At 63.3% G+C, this 16,049-nt stretch carries 16 protein-coding genes; 2 read left to right on the top strand and 14 right to left on the bottom strand.

Annotated elements, in window-relative coordinates:
* Nucleotides 1-36: 36 nt before the first annotated feature.
* The 4 genes from plsX to Q0I65_RS00295 form a co-directional block, all read right to left on the bottom strand.
* Nucleotides 37-1,083 carry a phosphate acyltransferase PlsX gene (plsX, locus tag Q0I65_RS00310; RefSeq protein ID WP_296059012.1) on the bottom strand — a complete coding sequence of 349 codons (1,047 nt, stop codon included), beginning with the start codon at nt 1,081-1,083 and terminating at the stop codon, nt 37-39.
* Nucleotides 1,084-1,245: 162 nt separating this feature from the next.
* A complete protein-coding gene (gene rpmF, locus Q0I65_RS00305; RefSeq protein WP_158049213.1) occupies nt 1,246-1,425 on the bottom strand; it encodes a 50S ribosomal protein L32 in 180 nt (59 codons plus the stop codon).
* A 299-nt stretch (nt 1,426-1,724) separates the two neighbouring features.
* The gene (locus tag Q0I65_RS00300; RefSeq protein WP_296058591.1) at nt 1,725-2,735 is read right to left on the bottom strand and encodes an alpha/beta hydrolase; all 1,011 of its coding nucleotides are present in this window, start codon (nt 2,733-2,735) and stop codon (nt 1,725-1,727) included.
* A gap of 27 nt (nt 2,736-2,762) precedes the next feature.
* Nucleotides 2,763-4,076 (bottom strand): MFS transporter, encoded by a 1,314-nt coding sequence (locus Q0I65_RS00295; RefSeq protein ID WP_296058589.1) that lies wholly within the window; start codon nt 4,074-4,076, stop codon nt 2,763-2,765.
* Between the two features lie 250 nt (nt 4,077-4,326).
* Between Q0I65_RS00295 and Q0I65_RS00290 the strand changes: the two genes are divergently transcribed.
* Complete coding sequence (locus tag Q0I65_RS00290) at nt 4,327-5,232, top strand: LysR family transcriptional regulator (protein WP_296058586.1); 906 nt, start codon at nt 4,327-4,329, stop codon at nt 5,230-5,232.
* A gap of 188 nt (nt 5,233-5,420) precedes the next feature.
* Here Q0I65_RS00290 and Q0I65_RS00285 read toward each other — a convergent pair whose 3' ends face one another.
* The 6 genes from Q0I65_RS00285 to Q0I65_RS00260 form a co-directional block, all read right to left on the bottom strand.
* Nucleotides 5,421-6,035 (bottom strand): DUF177 domain-containing protein, encoded by a 615-nt coding sequence (locus tag Q0I65_RS00285; RefSeq protein ID WP_296058585.1) that lies wholly within the window; start codon nt 6,033-6,035, stop codon nt 5,421-5,423.
* Entirely contained in the window at nt 6,035-6,511 is a 477-nt protein-coding gene (locus Q0I65_RS00280) for an ATP synthase F0 subunit B (RefSeq protein WP_158049208.1), read from the bottom strand. The genes Q0I65_RS00285 and Q0I65_RS00280 overlap by 1 nt, the downstream gene beginning before the upstream one ends.
* A 177-nt stretch (nt 6,512-6,688) precedes the next feature.
* The gene (gene rsmD, locus Q0I65_RS00275) at nt 6,689-7,276 is read right to left on the bottom strand and encodes a 16S rRNA (guanine(966)-N(2))-methyltransferase RsmD (RefSeq protein WP_296058582.1); all 588 of its coding nucleotides are present in this window, start codon (nt 7,274-7,276) and stop codon (nt 6,689-6,691) included.
* A gap of 1 nt (nt 7,277) precedes the next feature.
* Nucleotides 7,278-9,485 (bottom strand): ATP-dependent DNA helicase RecG, encoded by a 2,208-nt coding sequence (locus tag Q0I65_RS00270; protein WP_296058580.1) that lies wholly within the window; start codon nt 9,483-9,485, stop codon nt 7,278-7,280.
* 186 nt (nt 9,486-9,671) lie between these two features.
* Nucleotides 9,672-11,306, bottom strand: coding sequence for a DAK2 domain-containing protein (locus Q0I65_RS00265; RefSeq protein WP_296058578.1), 1,635 nt, complete (start codon nt 11,304-11,306; stop codon nt 9,672-9,674).
* Between the two features lie 65 nt (nt 11,307-11,371).
* The gene (locus tag Q0I65_RS00260; RefSeq protein ID WP_296058576.1) at nt 11,372-11,719 is read right to left on the bottom strand and encodes an Asp23/Gls24 family envelope stress response protein; all 348 of its coding nucleotides are present in this window, start codon (nt 11,717-11,719) and stop codon (nt 11,372-11,374) included.
* A gap of 219 nt (nt 11,720-11,938) precedes the next feature.
* Between Q0I65_RS00260 and rpmB the strand changes: the two genes are divergently transcribed.
* Nucleotides 11,939-12,130 carry a 50S ribosomal protein L28 gene (rpmB, locus tag Q0I65_RS00255; protein WP_158049204.1) on the top strand — a complete coding sequence of 64 codons (192 nt, stop codon included), beginning with the start codon at nt 11,939-11,941 and terminating at the stop codon, nt 12,128-12,130.
* Nucleotides 12,131-12,304: 174 nt separating this feature from the next.
* Here rpmB and Q0I65_RS00250 read toward each other — a convergent pair whose 3' ends face one another.
* The 4 genes from Q0I65_RS00250 to Q0I65_RS00235 are packed head-to-tail and all read right to left on the bottom strand — an operon-like array spanning nt 12,305 to nt 16,046.
* On the bottom strand, nt 12,305-13,027 hold the full coding sequence (locus Q0I65_RS00250) for a hypothetical protein (RefSeq protein ID WP_296058571.1): 723 nt from the start codon (nt 13,025-13,027) through the stop codon (nt 12,305-12,307).
* 51 nt (nt 13,028-13,078) lie between these two features.
* Nucleotides 13,079-13,969 (bottom strand): Nif3-like dinuclear metal center hexameric protein, encoded by an 891-nt coding sequence (locus Q0I65_RS00245; protein ID WP_296058569.1) that lies wholly within the window; start codon nt 13,967-13,969, stop codon nt 13,079-13,081.
* Nucleotides 13,970-14,011: 42 nt separating this feature from the next.
* Nucleotides 14,012-14,824, bottom strand: coding sequence for a histidinol-phosphatase (locus Q0I65_RS00240; protein WP_296059010.1), 813 nt, complete (start codon nt 14,822-14,824; stop codon nt 14,012-14,014).
* Between the two features lie 10 nt (nt 14,825-14,834).
* On the bottom strand, nt 14,835-16,046 hold the full coding sequence (locus Q0I65_RS00235) for a cysteine desulfurase family protein (RefSeq protein ID WP_296058565.1): 1,212 nt from the start codon (nt 16,044-16,046) through the stop codon (nt 14,835-14,837).
* Nucleotides 16,047-16,049 lie beyond the last annotated feature (3 nt).

The raw sequence follows: 16,049 nt of genomic DNA, 5'->3' as shown, positions 1-16,049 counted from the left end.
CCTTGCGCCTATCGTGTCTTCTGATTGCTTAAACGTTTATTCTACCTGTTCAGAATTATTTGCGTCGGAGCCTGCGAGCGTCTGCGCGATTATTTCAGAAACGTTCTCCCGGGCGGTGCGGGCGGTCACGAGGATGCCGTTCTTCACCGCCTTCGCGTTCGAGGAGCCATGCCCGACGACAACGGCGCCTTTGCAGCCCAGAAGTGGCGCACCGCCGTAGGTGTCGGCGCTCATGCGGTCTTTCAGCTCGTAGAGCTCGCTTTTGAGCGCAAGCGCGCCGATCTTCGCCTTCGCAGACGACATCATGGCTTCCTTCACCATTTTGAAGAGCACCTTCGACGTGCCCTCGATGGTCTTGAGGGTCACATTGCCGGTGAAGCCGTCGCACACCACAACGTCGAAATCGCCCGTGAGGATATCGCGTCCCTCAGCGTTGCCCGCAAAGCCCGGCACCTGCCTGGCCATGAGCGCATGCGTCTTGATCGCGAGGTCGTTGCCCTTTTCCTCCTCCTCGCCGATGTTGAGAAGGCCGATGCGCGGGTTCGGGATACCCAAGATGCGCTCGGCGTAAATGCCCGCCATGCGGGCGAACTGTACGAGGTAGGCAGGCTTGCAGTCGGCGTTCGCGCCCACATCGCACAGAAGCACCGGGTGGGACGGCGCGGGAAGGGGCATGGCGAGAGCTGGGCGCTGCACGCCCTTCACACGCCCGACCACGAGGGTCGCGGCGGCGAGGCATGCGCCCGTAGACCCTGCGGAGAAAAAGCCCGCTGCCTGGCCCTCCTTCACCAAACGGCAGCCGACCACGATCGAGGAGTCCTTCTTCTGCCGCACGGCGCGGGCGGGGTGCTCGCCCATATCGATCACCTGGGTGGTAACGTGCGCTTCGCAGCGCTCATGGCTCGCAGCGAACGGGGTCACCACCTCGTCAGGCCCGCACAAAACGATCTTGAGCGCAGGATCGGCTTCAAGCGCTGCTGCGACACCTTCGAGCACGACGGAGGGCGCGTTGTCGCCGCCTATGGCGTCAACTGCAAGAACGGTTCCGGGAAACGCCTCGGCTGCAGCGCGTGCAGCGGCCAGTTCGCGAGATTTCCTTCCCAAGGTGAACTCCTATCCGGCAGACGCGATTGCACCCACCTCGTGAAAAAGCCTCCCGTCCGCGCGCAAGGGCGCACGGAAATGGGAGGCTCTAGGCTTGCCTATGTTAAGAAGCTAGGTCGGACTCGGCGAGCCCGCAAGCCGCTATTCGGTCTCGATGACTTCGCGGTTCTTGTAGAAGCCGCAGTTCGGGCACACGCGATGCGGAAGCTTCACTTCGCCGCACTGCGGGCACACGGAACGAGAAGGTGCGTCGATGCGGTCGTTAGCGCTGCGACGAGTATGGGTGCTTGCACGACCCGTTTTTTGCTTAGGTACTGCCATGATCTAGCTCCTTTGTAAAACATCGGACGGATTTCCGAACCGCCCGCTTATCACTGGGTAAACACGCGAAGAGATATGATAGCAAAGAGAAACAAGCGGCGCAAGGCCTTGTGCGCGTTTTCGCCTCAGCTTACCACATAATGCGCAGAAAATCGCAGACACCGCGACAAAACAAGGGCGCGCACCGTTCACGCAGCGCGCGCCCTCGCCTATTCGCAGCCACAGAGAGCCGCGCCTCATCATGTTTAGGAGCTCCCGCAGGCCTGAAAGCCCGCGGGAGCGCTACGCCTCGAACCTTCCTACAGATACGACGGCACAAGCTCGATTTCAGGAAGCGGCGTGCGCGGATGGGCACCGCGATCGATTCCCGAGATCTCGTCGGCGAAATCGATGAAGCGGTCCATGTTCTGCGAGCTCTTGAACCACTCGTCGCCGTGCACGGCGCCCTCGACGAGCTCGAGAACCGCACGCTTGCCAGCAAGCTCGCCTTTGAGCAGCTCGTATTCCTTATGCGGATCGGCGGAGCGATAGGCGATGCACTCGCCGTCACCTAAGCCCTGCAGCGTCTCGTAGAGCGCCACCGACTGCTCGAAGGGGACAACCGGATCGCCCGTGCCATGCTGGATAAGCATCGGGGGCACCCCGTCGGGGCGGCGCTTGATGGCCTTCACGGAGCTTGCCATGTCGCAGCGCTCCTCTGGCTCGGCCACGATGCAGAAGCCCATCACTTGGTCGGGAGGCGACATCGGGTTGTCCCCGTCATCGCGATGGCCCGTCTGGTGCTCGCAGACGTAGATGTCGGACACGCCGTACATCGAGAAGCAGCCCTGGACCGAGGAATCGCCGCAGTCGCCGAGCAGGCAGTCCTCGAAGTCGATGTCGTCGTTGGTCGCGGCGACGGTCTGTGCGATGTGACCGCCCGAGGAATTGCCGCACACGATCACGCACTTGGGGTCAAGGTGATACTCATCGGCATGGTTGCGAAGGTAGCGAATCGCCGCCTTCACGTCGTTGACCTGGGCAGGCCATTTCGCATGCGAGCTCAAACGGTACCCGACGCTCGCAACCGCGTAGCCCTGCGATGCCGCCTGGAAGAGCCCCGCGATGTTGTCTGCGCGCTTGAAGCGGAACTTCCACGCGCCGCCGTGCACCGCGACGACCACCGGGAAGGGGCCCTCGCCTTCGTCGGGAAGCACGAGGTCAAGCTTCTCGCGCTCGTGCGCGTCGGCATAGGGGATGTCGAGATAGGTGCGCTTGAACTGGGACATATCGACGGCCTTGAAAGGCGCCTCGTTCATTTCTTCAGTCATTCCAATCGTCTCTTTCCTTCAAACGGGCTAAGCGGCATCGCTTGCAGTCTCAGCCTCGACGCTCTTTGCGCCCTTGCCCTTCTTGACCACAAGCGCCACGATTCCGACAACGCCGCAGATGATGCAGAGGAGCGCGCCCGTCCAAAGGTCGGCGGAGTACTGGGCGGCCGAAGGGGCAAAGGCGTACAGGCCGGTCGCGGGTGCCACGGCGAGCGAGGCAGCGGTGAAGTAGGACACGATGAACACGGCGATTTTCACGCCGGTCTGGCAGAAGGCGCCAATCTTGCCCTTCACAGAATCGGGCGCGCCGTTAGCGGCGGACGCCATGGAGCTGATCATGACCTGCAGACCAAAGAAGCTGAACAGGCACATCGAGGCTGCGATGCCGACGAAGGAGCGCATGGTAATCATGATGAGCAGCGCCACTGCCATGCCGAACAGGCAGAACACGCGGCCGCCGATGCGCTTGGTCACGCCGAAGATCGGGCCGAAGAACGCGCTCACAACCATGCCGAACACCATGGAGATGGAGGAGAGGGTGCCGGTCGTGGCGGCGTCGCCGATGCCAAGCTCGCTCACGAGCGAGGAGAGGCTCACAGTCAGGCCCTGGAACACGAGGGTGAAGAAGAACACAAGGAAGATGCACACCCAGGAAGCGAGCGGGATGCGGTCCTTCTTGGCGGAAGTGGCGCCTGCGGCGGAATCGGCGGTCTTCGCCTTCTTCTCGGGGGCGCTCACCTCAGGCTCCTTCATGAAGAGCAGCACGAGCACGAAGGCGACAGTGACGATGAGGTACGCAAGGAAGACCATATGCCACCCGGTCGTGGCCAGAATGCCGCCGATCTGCATGAACACGATGTTACCGAGAGAGCCTGCGACCTGAGTGAAGCCCATGTAGCGAGCGAGCTCCTTGCCCGAGAAGAACATGTACATAAGGCTCACCTCAACGCCGAGGCAGGAAGCCTGGCCGATGCCGAACAGGAAGCGGCACGCGAGGATGGCGTAGAGGTTGTCGATGAAGAACGGCGCCACGCCCATGACGACCATGAGCGCCGTCGCGGAAAGCAGGATGGTGCGGTAGCGCACCTTGGTGCCGGCGATGAGGCCGATCAAGATAGTCACCGGGATGCCCACGAGCGAAGGCAGCGTGTAGATGTACATGACGGTGGTGCGGTCGAAGTCGGGGAACGCGTTGTAGAGCGTCTGCAACGCCGGCGAGATGGTCATCGTCGAGCAGACAACGAAGTACAGCGACAAGATCGCAATAAGGATCGTCGTCTTCTCCCGCTTGGATAGGTTGGCGATTTGCTCTTTCGAGAGCGTTTTCGTTGAGGCTGCCATGCATGCCCTCCTTGGTTCTGCGGCCACAGCCGCGAGGGGGACGGGCGCGCGTCGGCGGTCGTGCGTTTCCCTCCTGCCGCCGGTATCTCTCCCCTGTTTCGTGTTGCCCGTCGCGAGACAGGGCGCATTATTTCGCAACACGAATGTGCAAATCCAATAGAATGGATGGAGGAGCTATAAAAGAAATTGATAATACCTGGTAGATTCAATAAAGATAATGCCGCAAAGACAATCAGGAAGGTCTGTAACAATGGATTTCGACCACTTGAGATACTTTCAGACGCTCGCGGCTTGCGGCAGCTACACCGCAGCAGCAAAGCAGCTCTTCATCAGCCAGCCGGCGCTTTCCTACGCGATATCGCAACTCGAGGCGCGCACGGAAATCAAGCTGTTCGAGCGCACCGCGCGGGGGGTTCGCCTCACGCCTGCCGGCGAGGAGTACCTCAAGCACGTCGACCGCGCAATCGAGGAGCTCGACATCGGGAAGGCGCGCGCCCGCACGATCGCAGGAGGCGCCTCCATCGTGCGCATCTCGCTCATGCGCGTCCTCGGCGCGATATTCCTCCCGAACGCGATCACGCGTTTCAAGCAGGCCTTTCCCGATGAGGAATGCAAGTTCGATTTACGGCTAGGAATAGCGTCCGAGGTGGCAGCCGACATCGAGGAAGGGCGATCGGGAATCGGACTGTGCTCGCGAGTGGGTAACGAGGAGCTTAAGCATATCGCCGTCGCGAAGCAGAAGCTCGTCGTCATCGCGCCCCACGACCACGAGCTAGCGCGAAAGGACAGCGTGAACCTTATCGAGACGGCACGCTACCCGCAGGTCGGGTTCGCCCCAGGGACGGGGCTTCGCCAGACGGTTGACAAGATGTACTCGGATGCCGGCGTATCGGTGCGCTACCTTTCCGAGGAGCGCGAGGACTACACGGTCACCGGCATGGTGGCTGCCGGCTTCGGCATCGCGGTCGTGCCACGGCTCGCCATATTCGACCAGCTCGACGTGTGCTGCCTTGAAATCGAGAACGAGAACAACTACCGCACCTTCTACATGGTCTACTCCGAAAACGCAGCGCTCACCAGCGCGGAGAAGCGGTTCATCGACTTCGCGCGGATGGAAGTCGCCGAGCGCGGCCTCTCGAACGCAGAGATGAGCTAGGCAGAGACACGAGAAGAAGCCCGGCACGAAAGCGAAGAGAAGGGCATCGGGGCAAAGTGCCCGCGCGAGGGTTCGGGGCGGAAGAGTGCCTTAAGAGGACGCTCCTCGGGAAACGAGGGCTCGAAGCCGATAGAAAAAACGCGCCCGCCATTTCGACGGACGCGCTGAAAAAATGAACGCGAGAACGCTTAATCGGCCGATTCGTCGGAATCGAACGAGAAGTTCGCAAGCGCCGCGAAGGGGTTTTTCGCCAGCTCGAACTCGTCGGGCCCGTCGGATTGCTCCTTCTCGCACCCGCACGGCCCCTCGTTCAAGTTGGCGCCGCAGGTGGGGCACAGGCCCTTGCAGTCCTCATCGCACAGAGGGACGAGCGGCAGCTCGAACACGATGGCCGAAACGACGAGGGACTCCATATCGAGCACGTGGTTCGCGGGCAGACGGTCGAACTCGTCCTCGTCGGCACCTTCGGGAATCTCCGCGCCGTCGAGCAGGAAGTATCCTTCGATTTCGCCCTCGACATCGAAGACCGCGTCCTCAAGGCAGCGCGCGCAATCGGTGCGCGCCTCGCCCGTGACGCTCCCCGTGACGAGCAGCGCGTCGCCCGTGTTGGAGACGTCGGTATGCCACGAAAGCGGCTCACTGAATCGGTACGAGTCGGGACCGCACTCGAACTCATCAACGGCAACGGTGCCCTCGAACTGGGCAAACTCTGCAGGCGAGAATAGCTCGGCGGGAACCTCGAGGGAAAGCGAATCCCCCGAGACGACGCGCAGGGAGCTTTTAACGCTAGAAAGCTCGTCCATTAGCCGCGACCGACGTTGGTCGACCCGGCGTTCAGGCGATCGCGGCAACGGCGCACGTTGCCGAGAAGCGTGTCGAGGCTCTGCTCGACGTGACCGAACACCTCGTCGGCGTAGTCTTCCGCGCCGGCGCGCGTCTGACGCTCGAGCTCGCGGGCATCGGCCAAGATGGTGTCGGCCTGCTGCTGGGAGATGCGCACGATCTCCTGCTCGGAAGCGATGGTCATCGCCTGGCTGCGCGCGTCTTCGATCATGCGGTTCGCTTCGGCTTCCGCATCATCGAGAAGGCTCTGGCGTTCGCGCACGATCTGGCGCGACTGCGCGAATTCGCTCGGGAACGTGTCGCGAATCTCGTCGATGATCTCGAAAGCGGCGGACACGTCAACCTGGCGAAGGTTGTTCTTGCCGAAAACTGGCTTTGCATCCTCAAGCAAAATCGAGAGTTCCTCGAGAAGACCCAAGACCCCGGTTTCGTCCATGTTATTCCTTCCAACCTGCTGTTATGCAGCGTGTAATCTGCGCTTCGTGTGCTGCGCTTTGTGCGCACATGAGTCCACTTATCATATCACGACGCCCTGATTTGGCAAAACGCACCACAGAGCATTCATAAGCCTCAGCTGGGCGCAGACGCAAAAAATAATTGCACCCGCCGCGCGCTACCCGAACGTATCCGCCAAGCGCAGGATATCGACCGCCGTCTCGCCGTATTTCTTGCGAGAAGAAAGCACGAACCCACACGCCGCCTCTGCCTCGTCGGCATCGGCGTTCGTCGAGAGCGCATGCTCATACACCACGATAACGTCGCCCGAGATGGCGCCCGCCTTCGCGAGGTTCGCCACCATCCCGAGGGACTCCTCTGCGGCAAGCGCGTAGGGCGGATCAAGAAACACCAGGTCGAACGCGGGACGTTGACGGAGCGGCGGCTTCTCGAGCACATCGGCGCGCACGAGGCGGGCGCGGCGCGGCTCAAGGCCGAGCGTGCGCATGTTTCCCGACACCACGGATGCTGCCGCGCCGTCGCGCTCGAAGAAGCACGCCGATGCGGCGCCGCGAGAGAGCGCCTCGAGGCCTAGCGCCCCCGACCCTGCAAAGGCGTCGAGCACGACCGCACCCTCAAGGCCCCCGCGAGCAGAAGCTAGCGCGCTCATCAGCGACTCGCGCACGCGATCGGTCGTCGGGCGCGTGCCGTCCCCCTTAGGGGCCTTGATAACGCGGCCGCGGTATTCACCTGCGATGATTCTCATGCTATCCGCCTTCCCCGGCGCGCGCAGCGCCGAGCAGCAACCGTACTTCCCGCCCGAGCGCCGCATGATCGGCAGCGACAAGGTCGGGGTCGTTTTCCAAAAGCTCACGCGCGTCGGCATGGGCCGCTTCGATAAGCCCCCCGTCGCGCACCACGTTCACCAGCTTCAGCACCGAGGCACCGCTCTGGCGATTGCCCAGGATATCGCCTTCGCGGCGAAGCGACAAGTCGATGCGGGCGAGCTCGAAGCCGTCATCGCAGGTCTCCATCGCGCGAAGGCGCTCGAGGGCGACGTCCTGCTTCGAGGCGGACACGAGGAATACCCAGGCGGGCTTCTCACCGCGACCGACGCGGCCGCGCAGCTGGTGGAGCTGCGAGAGACCGAAGCGGTCGGCGTCCTCCACGATCATGACGGTCGCGTTGGGAACGTCCACGCCAACTTCAATAACCGTGGTGGCGACCAGAACCTGCGTCTCATTATCATGAAAGCGCTGCATGACCTGCTGTTTCTCGGAAGATGGCAAGCCGCCGTGCAAAAGCTCGACCTTCCAATCGAAAAACGTGCTCCCCTGGAGCATCTCCGCCTCGCGCGTCGCCGCGGCAACGTCATCGTGCTTCAAGTCGGCATCGTCCTCGATGGCGACCGTCGGGTGGTACGCCCCACCGTCGGGCTCCTCGCGCGACGCGGCGGCCCCCTCCCCCGCCATCGCGTCGCGCTCCTGGGTGTCCTTGCCCACAAGCGGGCACACGACGTACACCTGCTCGCCGCGACCGAGCGCCTCGCGGGCGGCATCGTAGGCATACCCGCGCTCCGACTTCGCGAGCACGCGCGTCGTGCGGCGCGCCGCGTCGTGCGGTCGATGCTTCAGGTACGTGAGCGTCAAGTTCCCGAACAGCGCGAGCGCGAGCGTGCGCGGAATCGGCGTCGCCGTGAGGAAGAGCGCGTCAGGCGCGTCGCCCTTGGCGAGCAGCTTCGCGCGCTGGGCGACGCCGAAGCGCTGCTGCTCGTCGATCACGGCGAGCGTAAGGTTGCTCGGGCGCACGTCGTCCTCGAGCAGCGCATGCGTGCCGATGAGCACGTCGAGGCTGCCAGCGGCGAGGCGGGAGAGCAACTCCGCCCGCTCGGATTCCGAGGTCGACCCGGTGAGCACCGCATGGGTGATACCCGCCGCATCGAAGAGCTTCCCCAGGCTGCGCTCGTGCTGCTGCGCGAGGACCTCGGTCGGAGCGAGAAGCAGCGCCTGCCCGCCCGTATCGGCCGCAGCCGCGATGGCGAACGCGGCCACGACGGTCTTGCCCGTGCCCACGTCACCTAAAAGCATGCGGTTCATCGCGTGCGGCTGCGCCATCTCGCCGAGGATGTCGAGCCGAGCCTGCTGCTGCTCGTCGGTGAGCGTGAACGGAATCGCCGCGTCGAGCGCCTGCATGCGCGGGCCCGCAATCTCGTGCGCCGTGGGTACATGGCCGCGGCTGCGAGCCGCCCCTTGCTGCATGAGGTGGAGCTCAAGCAGGAGCACTTCCTCGTACGCCAAGCGGCGCCGCGCCTCATGGGCTTCGGCCAGGCTTTCGGGAAAGTGAATCGCGCGAAACGCGACCTGGCGGCTCACCAGGCGATACTTCACGCGAAGCTCCAGCGGCATCGGGTCGAGCACACCCTCGGCGAGCTCGAGCGCATTACTCACGAAACGCCGCATCAGCGCCGGCGTCACCTTCTCACCAGCGGGGTGCACGGGGATGACAAGGCCATGCGCAGGTGCATCGGACCCTTCGAGCGGAAGGATCTGCGGGTTCACCATTCGCTTGAAGCCGTAGTTGAACTCGATTTTGCCGGCAATCGCCACACGCATGCCGGCGGAGAGCTGCTCGGCGAGCCACGGTTGGCGAAACGCGGTCACGATTACGACGCCCGTAGAATCGGTGACGCCTATTTCCACCAAAGTCAGGCGCGGTTTCGGGCGCTTGAGTTTAACGTCGTGGATCACGCCCTCGATGGTGCACGACTCACCGATGCGCGCCGAGGCAGCGGTCTCGCGGGCGGAAAGGTCGATGTAGCGCCGCGGGAAATGCGTGATGAGCCCGCGGACCGTGCGAATGCCGAGCTTCTCGAGCGCCTTCGCGCGCGCGGGGCTCACGAGGCGCACGCGGCTCACCGGCTCGTCAAGCCCGAGCGTGGCCTGCAGCCTATCGGGTATGTGGGAAGCTTCCGGCAAAATTTCCTTTCACAATGGAAGCCGACCAGCTCCCACTTCAACCTCGATAATACCGCGTCCGGCGGGGTGTCGTCGCGCGCAGTTCCGCACGACGCGAACAGCCCAGTGGGCTGTTCGCCAAAGCAGGACTGTCTGAGCACGACGATGCTCCGCCGGACGCTATCCGATTGAGTTGAAAAAGCTAGCCTACTCCACGGAGAACACGATCGGGTAGAGCGGCTGCTCGCCGCGGTGCGCGTCGACTTCCAGCTCGTCGAAGCGCGACTCGATGCACTCCACCAAAGCATCCAGCTGCTCGTCCGAGAAGTCCTCGCCCGCAAGCAGCGTCAACGTGTCGGCATCTTCGGCCTCCATGGTATCGAGCAGCGACATCACGACATCCTCCACGCTCGAGCCAACAGCCTCGATCGAACCGTCGGCGATACCGATGACATCGCCGTTGTGGATGGGGTTGTCGTGCGCGTCCTTGGAGTCTTTGATCGCCGTAGTGACCTCGCCGGTCTTCGTGTCGGCGAACGCACTCGTCATGTTCTCGACGTTCTCCTCGAGCGACGCGGTCTCGTCAGCGCTGAACAGCGCCGAGAACGCCTGAGGCACGCTCTTCGTGGGAACGACGGCGCAGGGAACCTCGGACAACCCCGCCGCGCTTTGGGCCGCCATGATGATGTTGGAGTTGTTCGGCAGGATGATGACGGCGTCGGCGTTCACGCGCTCAACGGCGTCGAGCAAATCCTTCGTCGAGGGATTCATGGTCTGCCCGCCCGACACCACGACGTCGACGCCCAAGCTCTCGAGGATCTTCGCCATGCCCGAGCCGGCGGCGACCGCCACAAATCCGAGCGGTTTGTGCTCAGAGCGCTCCTCGGCCGCAAGCTTCTCGTTGCGCTCGACGCTCTGAAGCTTCATGTTGTGGATGAAGACTTCCGAAATCTGGCCGCGCTCCAAGAAATAATGGAGCACCTTGTCGGGCGTGTTGGAGTGAACGTGAACTTTGAACTTGGGCTTCTCGCCAACGCACAGCTCGCAGTCGCCCATCGTGGACAAAAAGTCGAGCGCCTCGTCCTTGTCGAGCACATCGGAATCGACGAGGAACTCGTTGCAGTAGGTGTACTTGGAGCCCTCCCAGTCGTTAATCTGCTCGATCGCGACCTTCGGGGCAGCACCGGCACGGGCAAGCGCGAGCTCGTCGCCGAGGGGGCCGGACTTGCCGAGCAGCGCTGCGGTGAACGCGTCAGCCAGGATAGCCAGGCCGAAGCCGCCGGCATCGACCACGCCGTTCTCCTTGAGCACCGGAAGCAGGTCGGGCGTGCGCTTCACCGAGGCGTAGCCTTCCTCGACGATGGACTCGAGCGCCTCGTCGACGGAGAGCTTCTTCTTGCGCGCGTGCTTGGCAGCGGCGGCCATGTCCTTCACCACCGTGAGGATCGTGCCCTCGACCGGCTTGCGCACCGCCTGGAAAGCGACCTCGACCGCGCGGGCGAACGCCGCATCGATCGTCGCGGTGGAAACCTCCTCGGCCTCCGCGCAGCCCTCGCACAAACCGCGGAGAATCTGCGAGGTGATGACGCCGGAGTTCCCGCGCGCGCCCATGAGAGCGCCCGTGGTGATGGCGCGACGAACCTCGGCTATGCCCGCGTTCGCGGGAAGCTTCGCAATATTGTCGACGACCGACTTCAGCGTAAGCGACATGTTCGTGCCGGTATCGCCATCGGGAACGGGGAACACGTTCAGGCGATTAATCTCTTCCTTGCGCTCGCTGAGCTGAGCAGATGCCGAAGCAATGGCGGCAAGGACGTCTGATCCGGTATAGGTTTGTGACATAGTGGAACGATCTCCTTAACAAGCAGGCCCGCACGCCGATGCGGCGCGCACCCGCAGAAACGATGCTATTTGCGGACCTTCACGCCTTGCACGTGGACCTCGACGCCGTCGAGCGGGACGCGCGCGTACTCCTTGAGCGCGAACGTGACCTGGTCGACGAGGTTCTGGGAAACAGCGCTGATGTTCGTGCCGTACTCGATGACGACGTAAAGCTCGACGTGGACCCCGGCGTCGGTGCTCGAAACGACCACGCCGCGGCGCAGGCGCGAGGCGGGCAGGATCTTCGCGATGCCGTCGACGGCGTTCGGAGCCGCCATGCCGACGACGCCGTAGCATTCGAGAGCCGCGTTGCCGACCATGTCGGCCAGAACGTCGTTGGCAACATGCAGGTTGCCAGGAATCGTTGTGCTCATGATGCTCCTTTCGCAACACGCGCGAAGCCTAATTGCCCGCGCGTAATCATCCAAAAAGGCAGTATAGCGCAAGGAAAAGCGCCTACGATAGCTGCCAGAACCCAGCGGCCGCTATTACACACGAAAAGTCCTTGAAACGAGCTGTCTGTTTGTGATATAGTAGTTAGGCTTTTTTGTCATCAACGGTTTTTAACCGGCACGTACACGGAGTTGAGAATTATGTCGAAGATTTGCGAAGTTTGCGGCAAGGCACCGTCTTTCGGTCGTAGCGTGAGCCACTCCCATCGAGTGACCAACCGCATGTTCCGTCCTAACATCCAGAAGGTCACCATCCGCGACGAGAAGGGCCGCGTCCGCAAGGCGAACGTCTGCACCAGCTGCATGAAGGCCGGCAAGGTCGAGCGCGCGTAAAAACGCACTTCAATCGCGCAGCGGGTTCTGCCCTCGTCGCGATTGACCGCACTGCCATCTGGCACCAAAAGCAAAGCCCGCATCAGCGGGCTTTTTTGGGTTTGGAGGATAGCACGAGAACACGAAGCCCCCTCTTTCCACACGCAAAGAAAGAGGGGGCCTAAAAAAATACCCCTACGACGGTAGCACGATCAGCAGGCGCTTGCAGTTGGGGCACTCACCAAGCGGCGCATGCGCTTTCAGGTCGATCAGGTGGCCTTGCTCGATCGGGGCGCGACAGGCGCCGCAGGCATTGTCGCGAAGAAGGGCAACTGCCACTCCCCCGCAGTGCTTTGCCGCACGGTCGTAGCGAGCCTTGAGGTCGGCAGGCAGATTCGCCGCGATCCGATCGTGCGACGAGGCAAGGTCGGCCTCTTGCTTTTTCAGCTCGCCACCCTGCGACTGGAACTCGGCCGTTGCAGCCGACTCCGTTTCCCGAAGCTGGGCAAGTGCCGTAGAGATTTGCTTTTCAACTGCAGAAATCTTATCCAACTCGGCATCGACGGCGGCGAGGTCCTCCTCAAGCGTGGCGCGGCGCTTCGCGTAGCCGTCCATCTCGCGCGTATGCGCCTCGACATCGCGATAGCCAGACGCCGAATCGACCGCCTTCTGCGCCTCTTCCTGCTTGGCGGCCAGCTTGCCGTCCTCTTCGGAGATGCCGGCAAGCTTCTCCTCTGCCTTCGCGCGAAGCTTCCCCACCGTTTCCTGCTTCTCCTCGATGGCCTTGATCTTCTTGCGCGCAGCGACGATCGTCTTTCGCTGCGGAAGATCGGCGATGGCCTTCTGGACGCGAAGAAGCTCCATGTCGTTGTGCTGCAACTCGATGAGCGTGGAAATGTCTTCGTCTTTGACCTGCATGCGTTGTTACCTCGCGCTTCCCTTGTGTTCCTTCGTTTTACGTCCGCTATTCTACAACCTGGTCGATTCCGGATGAGACCAATTGCCGCTCTGGTCGATCACCTCGATGCAATCTACGGAAACGCCCGCTGCCGCCACCGCATCTGCCAGAACACCGGCAAAGGGCAGCTCGGTCGTGTCATGGCCCATGTCGATGATGGCGAGCCCCGCTGCAGACGCATCGAGCGCCGCATGGTATTTCACCTCGCCGCAGATGAGGCAGTCCACATGCTCGCGCAGGCACGCGGCGACAATGCTGCCGCACGAGCCCGTATAGGTGGCAACGCTCTTAATCTCGCGGTCGAAATCACCCCACACACGCGGGACCTGCGCAAACACCGAGGTGCAGCGCGCGGCGAGCTTTTCGAGCGTCATGGGCGCATCGCCTTTGCGCACCGAGCACAGCTGGCCGTATCCGCGATCGGGCCCCGAGGGGCACGGCACGAGGACGCGCCCGGACCAGTCGAGCGAGAGCATGTTGGGAAGCATGCGCGCCGCAAGCGGGCTTGCGTCAAGGCCGGTGTGGAACGACATCACCGCGACGCCCGATTCGATGGCAGCCCACACCACCGCGCCCGGAGACACCGCCGCAGAGGCGCCGGGCTTGAACTCGCTTGGCGGATCGAGGAAGGCGGGATGGTGCGTCACAAGCACGTTCGCGCCGCGAGATGCCGCCTCGTGAATCGCCGCAACCGTGGGGTCGAGCGCGACCGCCACGCGCGTGACCTGGCGCGACGGATCGCCCACCGTAAGGCCCGCCCGATCCCAGTCCTCAACATCTTCTTTCGGGAAAGCCCTGAACAGCACCGCCTCCAAGGCACCTACGCTTAAGGTCCTCTCCTTCTTGGACAGGGGCCCGGATGCGCGTTTGCTCAGTCCCGTTTCAGGTTTTGCAGAAGCCATGTTCACATCCTCCTTATGCGTTCGAATGAGGTTTCATGCCCTCTATTGTATCGGCAGCTCCCGCCGCTCGCCATGCGCCAGGGGAATCGTCACGCAATCATAACCTGCGCGCGCCATGAGCTCGTACGCCTCGCGGATACCGAAGGCGACGTCGACCGGCTTGTGCGCGTCGGTGCCCACCGTGCAAGGCACGCCCGCGCGGCAAAACGCGGAAAGCAGCTTGAGCGTCGGGTACATCTCGGCGCAGCGTTTCACGGCGCCTGCCGTGTTCACCTCCACCATGCGCCCGCCCGCGCGCGCCGCCTCGGCCATGCGCGCATACAGGGGCTCCAAGGGATAGGTTGGGAAGTGCCCGAGCTTTTTCGGCAGGTCAGGATGAGAAAGAACATCGAAACGGTCGGGCGAGGCCGCCATTGCGCACCATTCGTCCACGTATTGGCGCCAGATGCGGTCGGGTGCGCCAGGTTCAAGCCAGGGGCCCTCGATGTCCTCGTTGTCGATGCCCCAGGTGCCAAGGAAGTGCACCGACCCCAGCACCACGTCGAAGCGCGAGGTGTCGCGCTCGGCAGGCGTACGGTCCTCCGCCGCGCCGAGCCAGTCCATCTCGCATCCTGAGAGAATGGTCATGTGCGGATGCTCTGCGCGGGCGCGGTCGATGTCGGCGAGATAGCCCGCGACGGACTCTCGGGGCATGGCCTCGTCCCCGCGCGGGTCGAACGCGCCCGAAAGCGGGAAGTGCTCCGTTACGGCGAGCACCTCGATCCCCACCGCGTCAGCTGCGGCGACAAGTTCGGCCACCGTGCCCTCGCCGTGGCCGCAGAGCGCCGTGTGGGAGTGCGTGTTCACAAGCGGCATCGCAGGCACGCTAGCCTCGATTCCAGTTGAGGGCCTCGTCGAAAGCGATGAGGAACCTATCAATATCTTCGGCGGTGGTGTAGCGCCCCATCGAAATGCGCAGCGCACCGTAGGCGTCGTCGCCCTCCACGCCGATGGAGCGCAGCACGTGGCTCGGCTCGAGCGAATGCGACGAGCAGGCCGACCCGCCCGATACGCCGAAGCCCTTCATGTCGAGACGCAGGATAAGCGTCTCGCTTTCAAGGTCGCTCACGATCACGTGCACGATGTTCGGCAGGAAGTCCGCCGAACCTCGCGGGACGTCGACCGTCGGGCGCACGCCCGGCACCTGGGAAAGCTTCTCGTAGAGCTCGTCGCGCAACTCGCGAAGGCGGCCGGATTCCTCAGGCTCCATCGCGCAGACCGCGCGGCAGGCTGCGGCGAAACCGGCTGCGCCCATGACGTTTTGCGTGCCGGAGCGCCGACCCGACTCCTGCCCACCGCCGAGCTGGAACGCCGAAAGCGGGGTGCGAGCCTTCAGGTACAGCGCGCCGATGCCCTTCGGGCCGCCCACCTTGTGCGCAGAGAACGAAGCGGCATCGACGTCCCATTCACCCACGTCAAGAGGCATCTTCCCCAAAGCTTGGGTCGCGTCGACGTGGAAGAGCGCGCCGTGAGTGTGCGCGATGGCGGCAAGCTCGCGTACCGGCTCGACGCTGCCGAGCTCGGAGTTCGCAGCCTGAATGGACACGAGCACCGTGTCGGCATCGATCGCTTCCTCAAGCGCGTCTGCGGTGATAAAGCCTCGGGAGTCGGGGCGCAGGCGCGTCACGCGAAAGCCCTGCTGCTCGAGGCGCTTTGCGGGCATGAGCACCGCCTCGTGCTCGATGTCCGACACGATGAGGTGCGGCGTGAACGAGCCCGAGGCCACACGGCGTGCTTCGGCAGCGGCGGGGGCAACCCCCAAAAGCACCGTGTCGTCGGATTCGGTGGAACCCGATGTGAAGATGACCTCGCTCGGGCGGGATGCGCCGATGTCGCGAGCAATCGACTTGCGCGCGGCTTCGAGCGCCTCGAAGGCGGCGCGGCCGGGCGAATGGAGCGAGTTCGCGTTCATGTTGAGGGCGAGGTTGTCGCGCCCGCAGGTGAGGTAGGGCTTCATGGCCTCGAGCGCCTCTTCGCACAAAGGCGCCGTCGCGGCATAATCGAGATACACGTAATCGGGGCTCACTGTGGCAGGCATTGC

The organism is uncultured Ellagibacter sp., from assembly GCF_934643285.1.
In the GTDB taxonomy this organism is placed as follows: Bacteria; Actinomycetota; Coriobacteriia; order Coriobacteriales; family Eggerthellaceae; genus Ellagibacter.
This window is presented reverse-complemented; position numbering and strand designations above follow the sequence as displayed.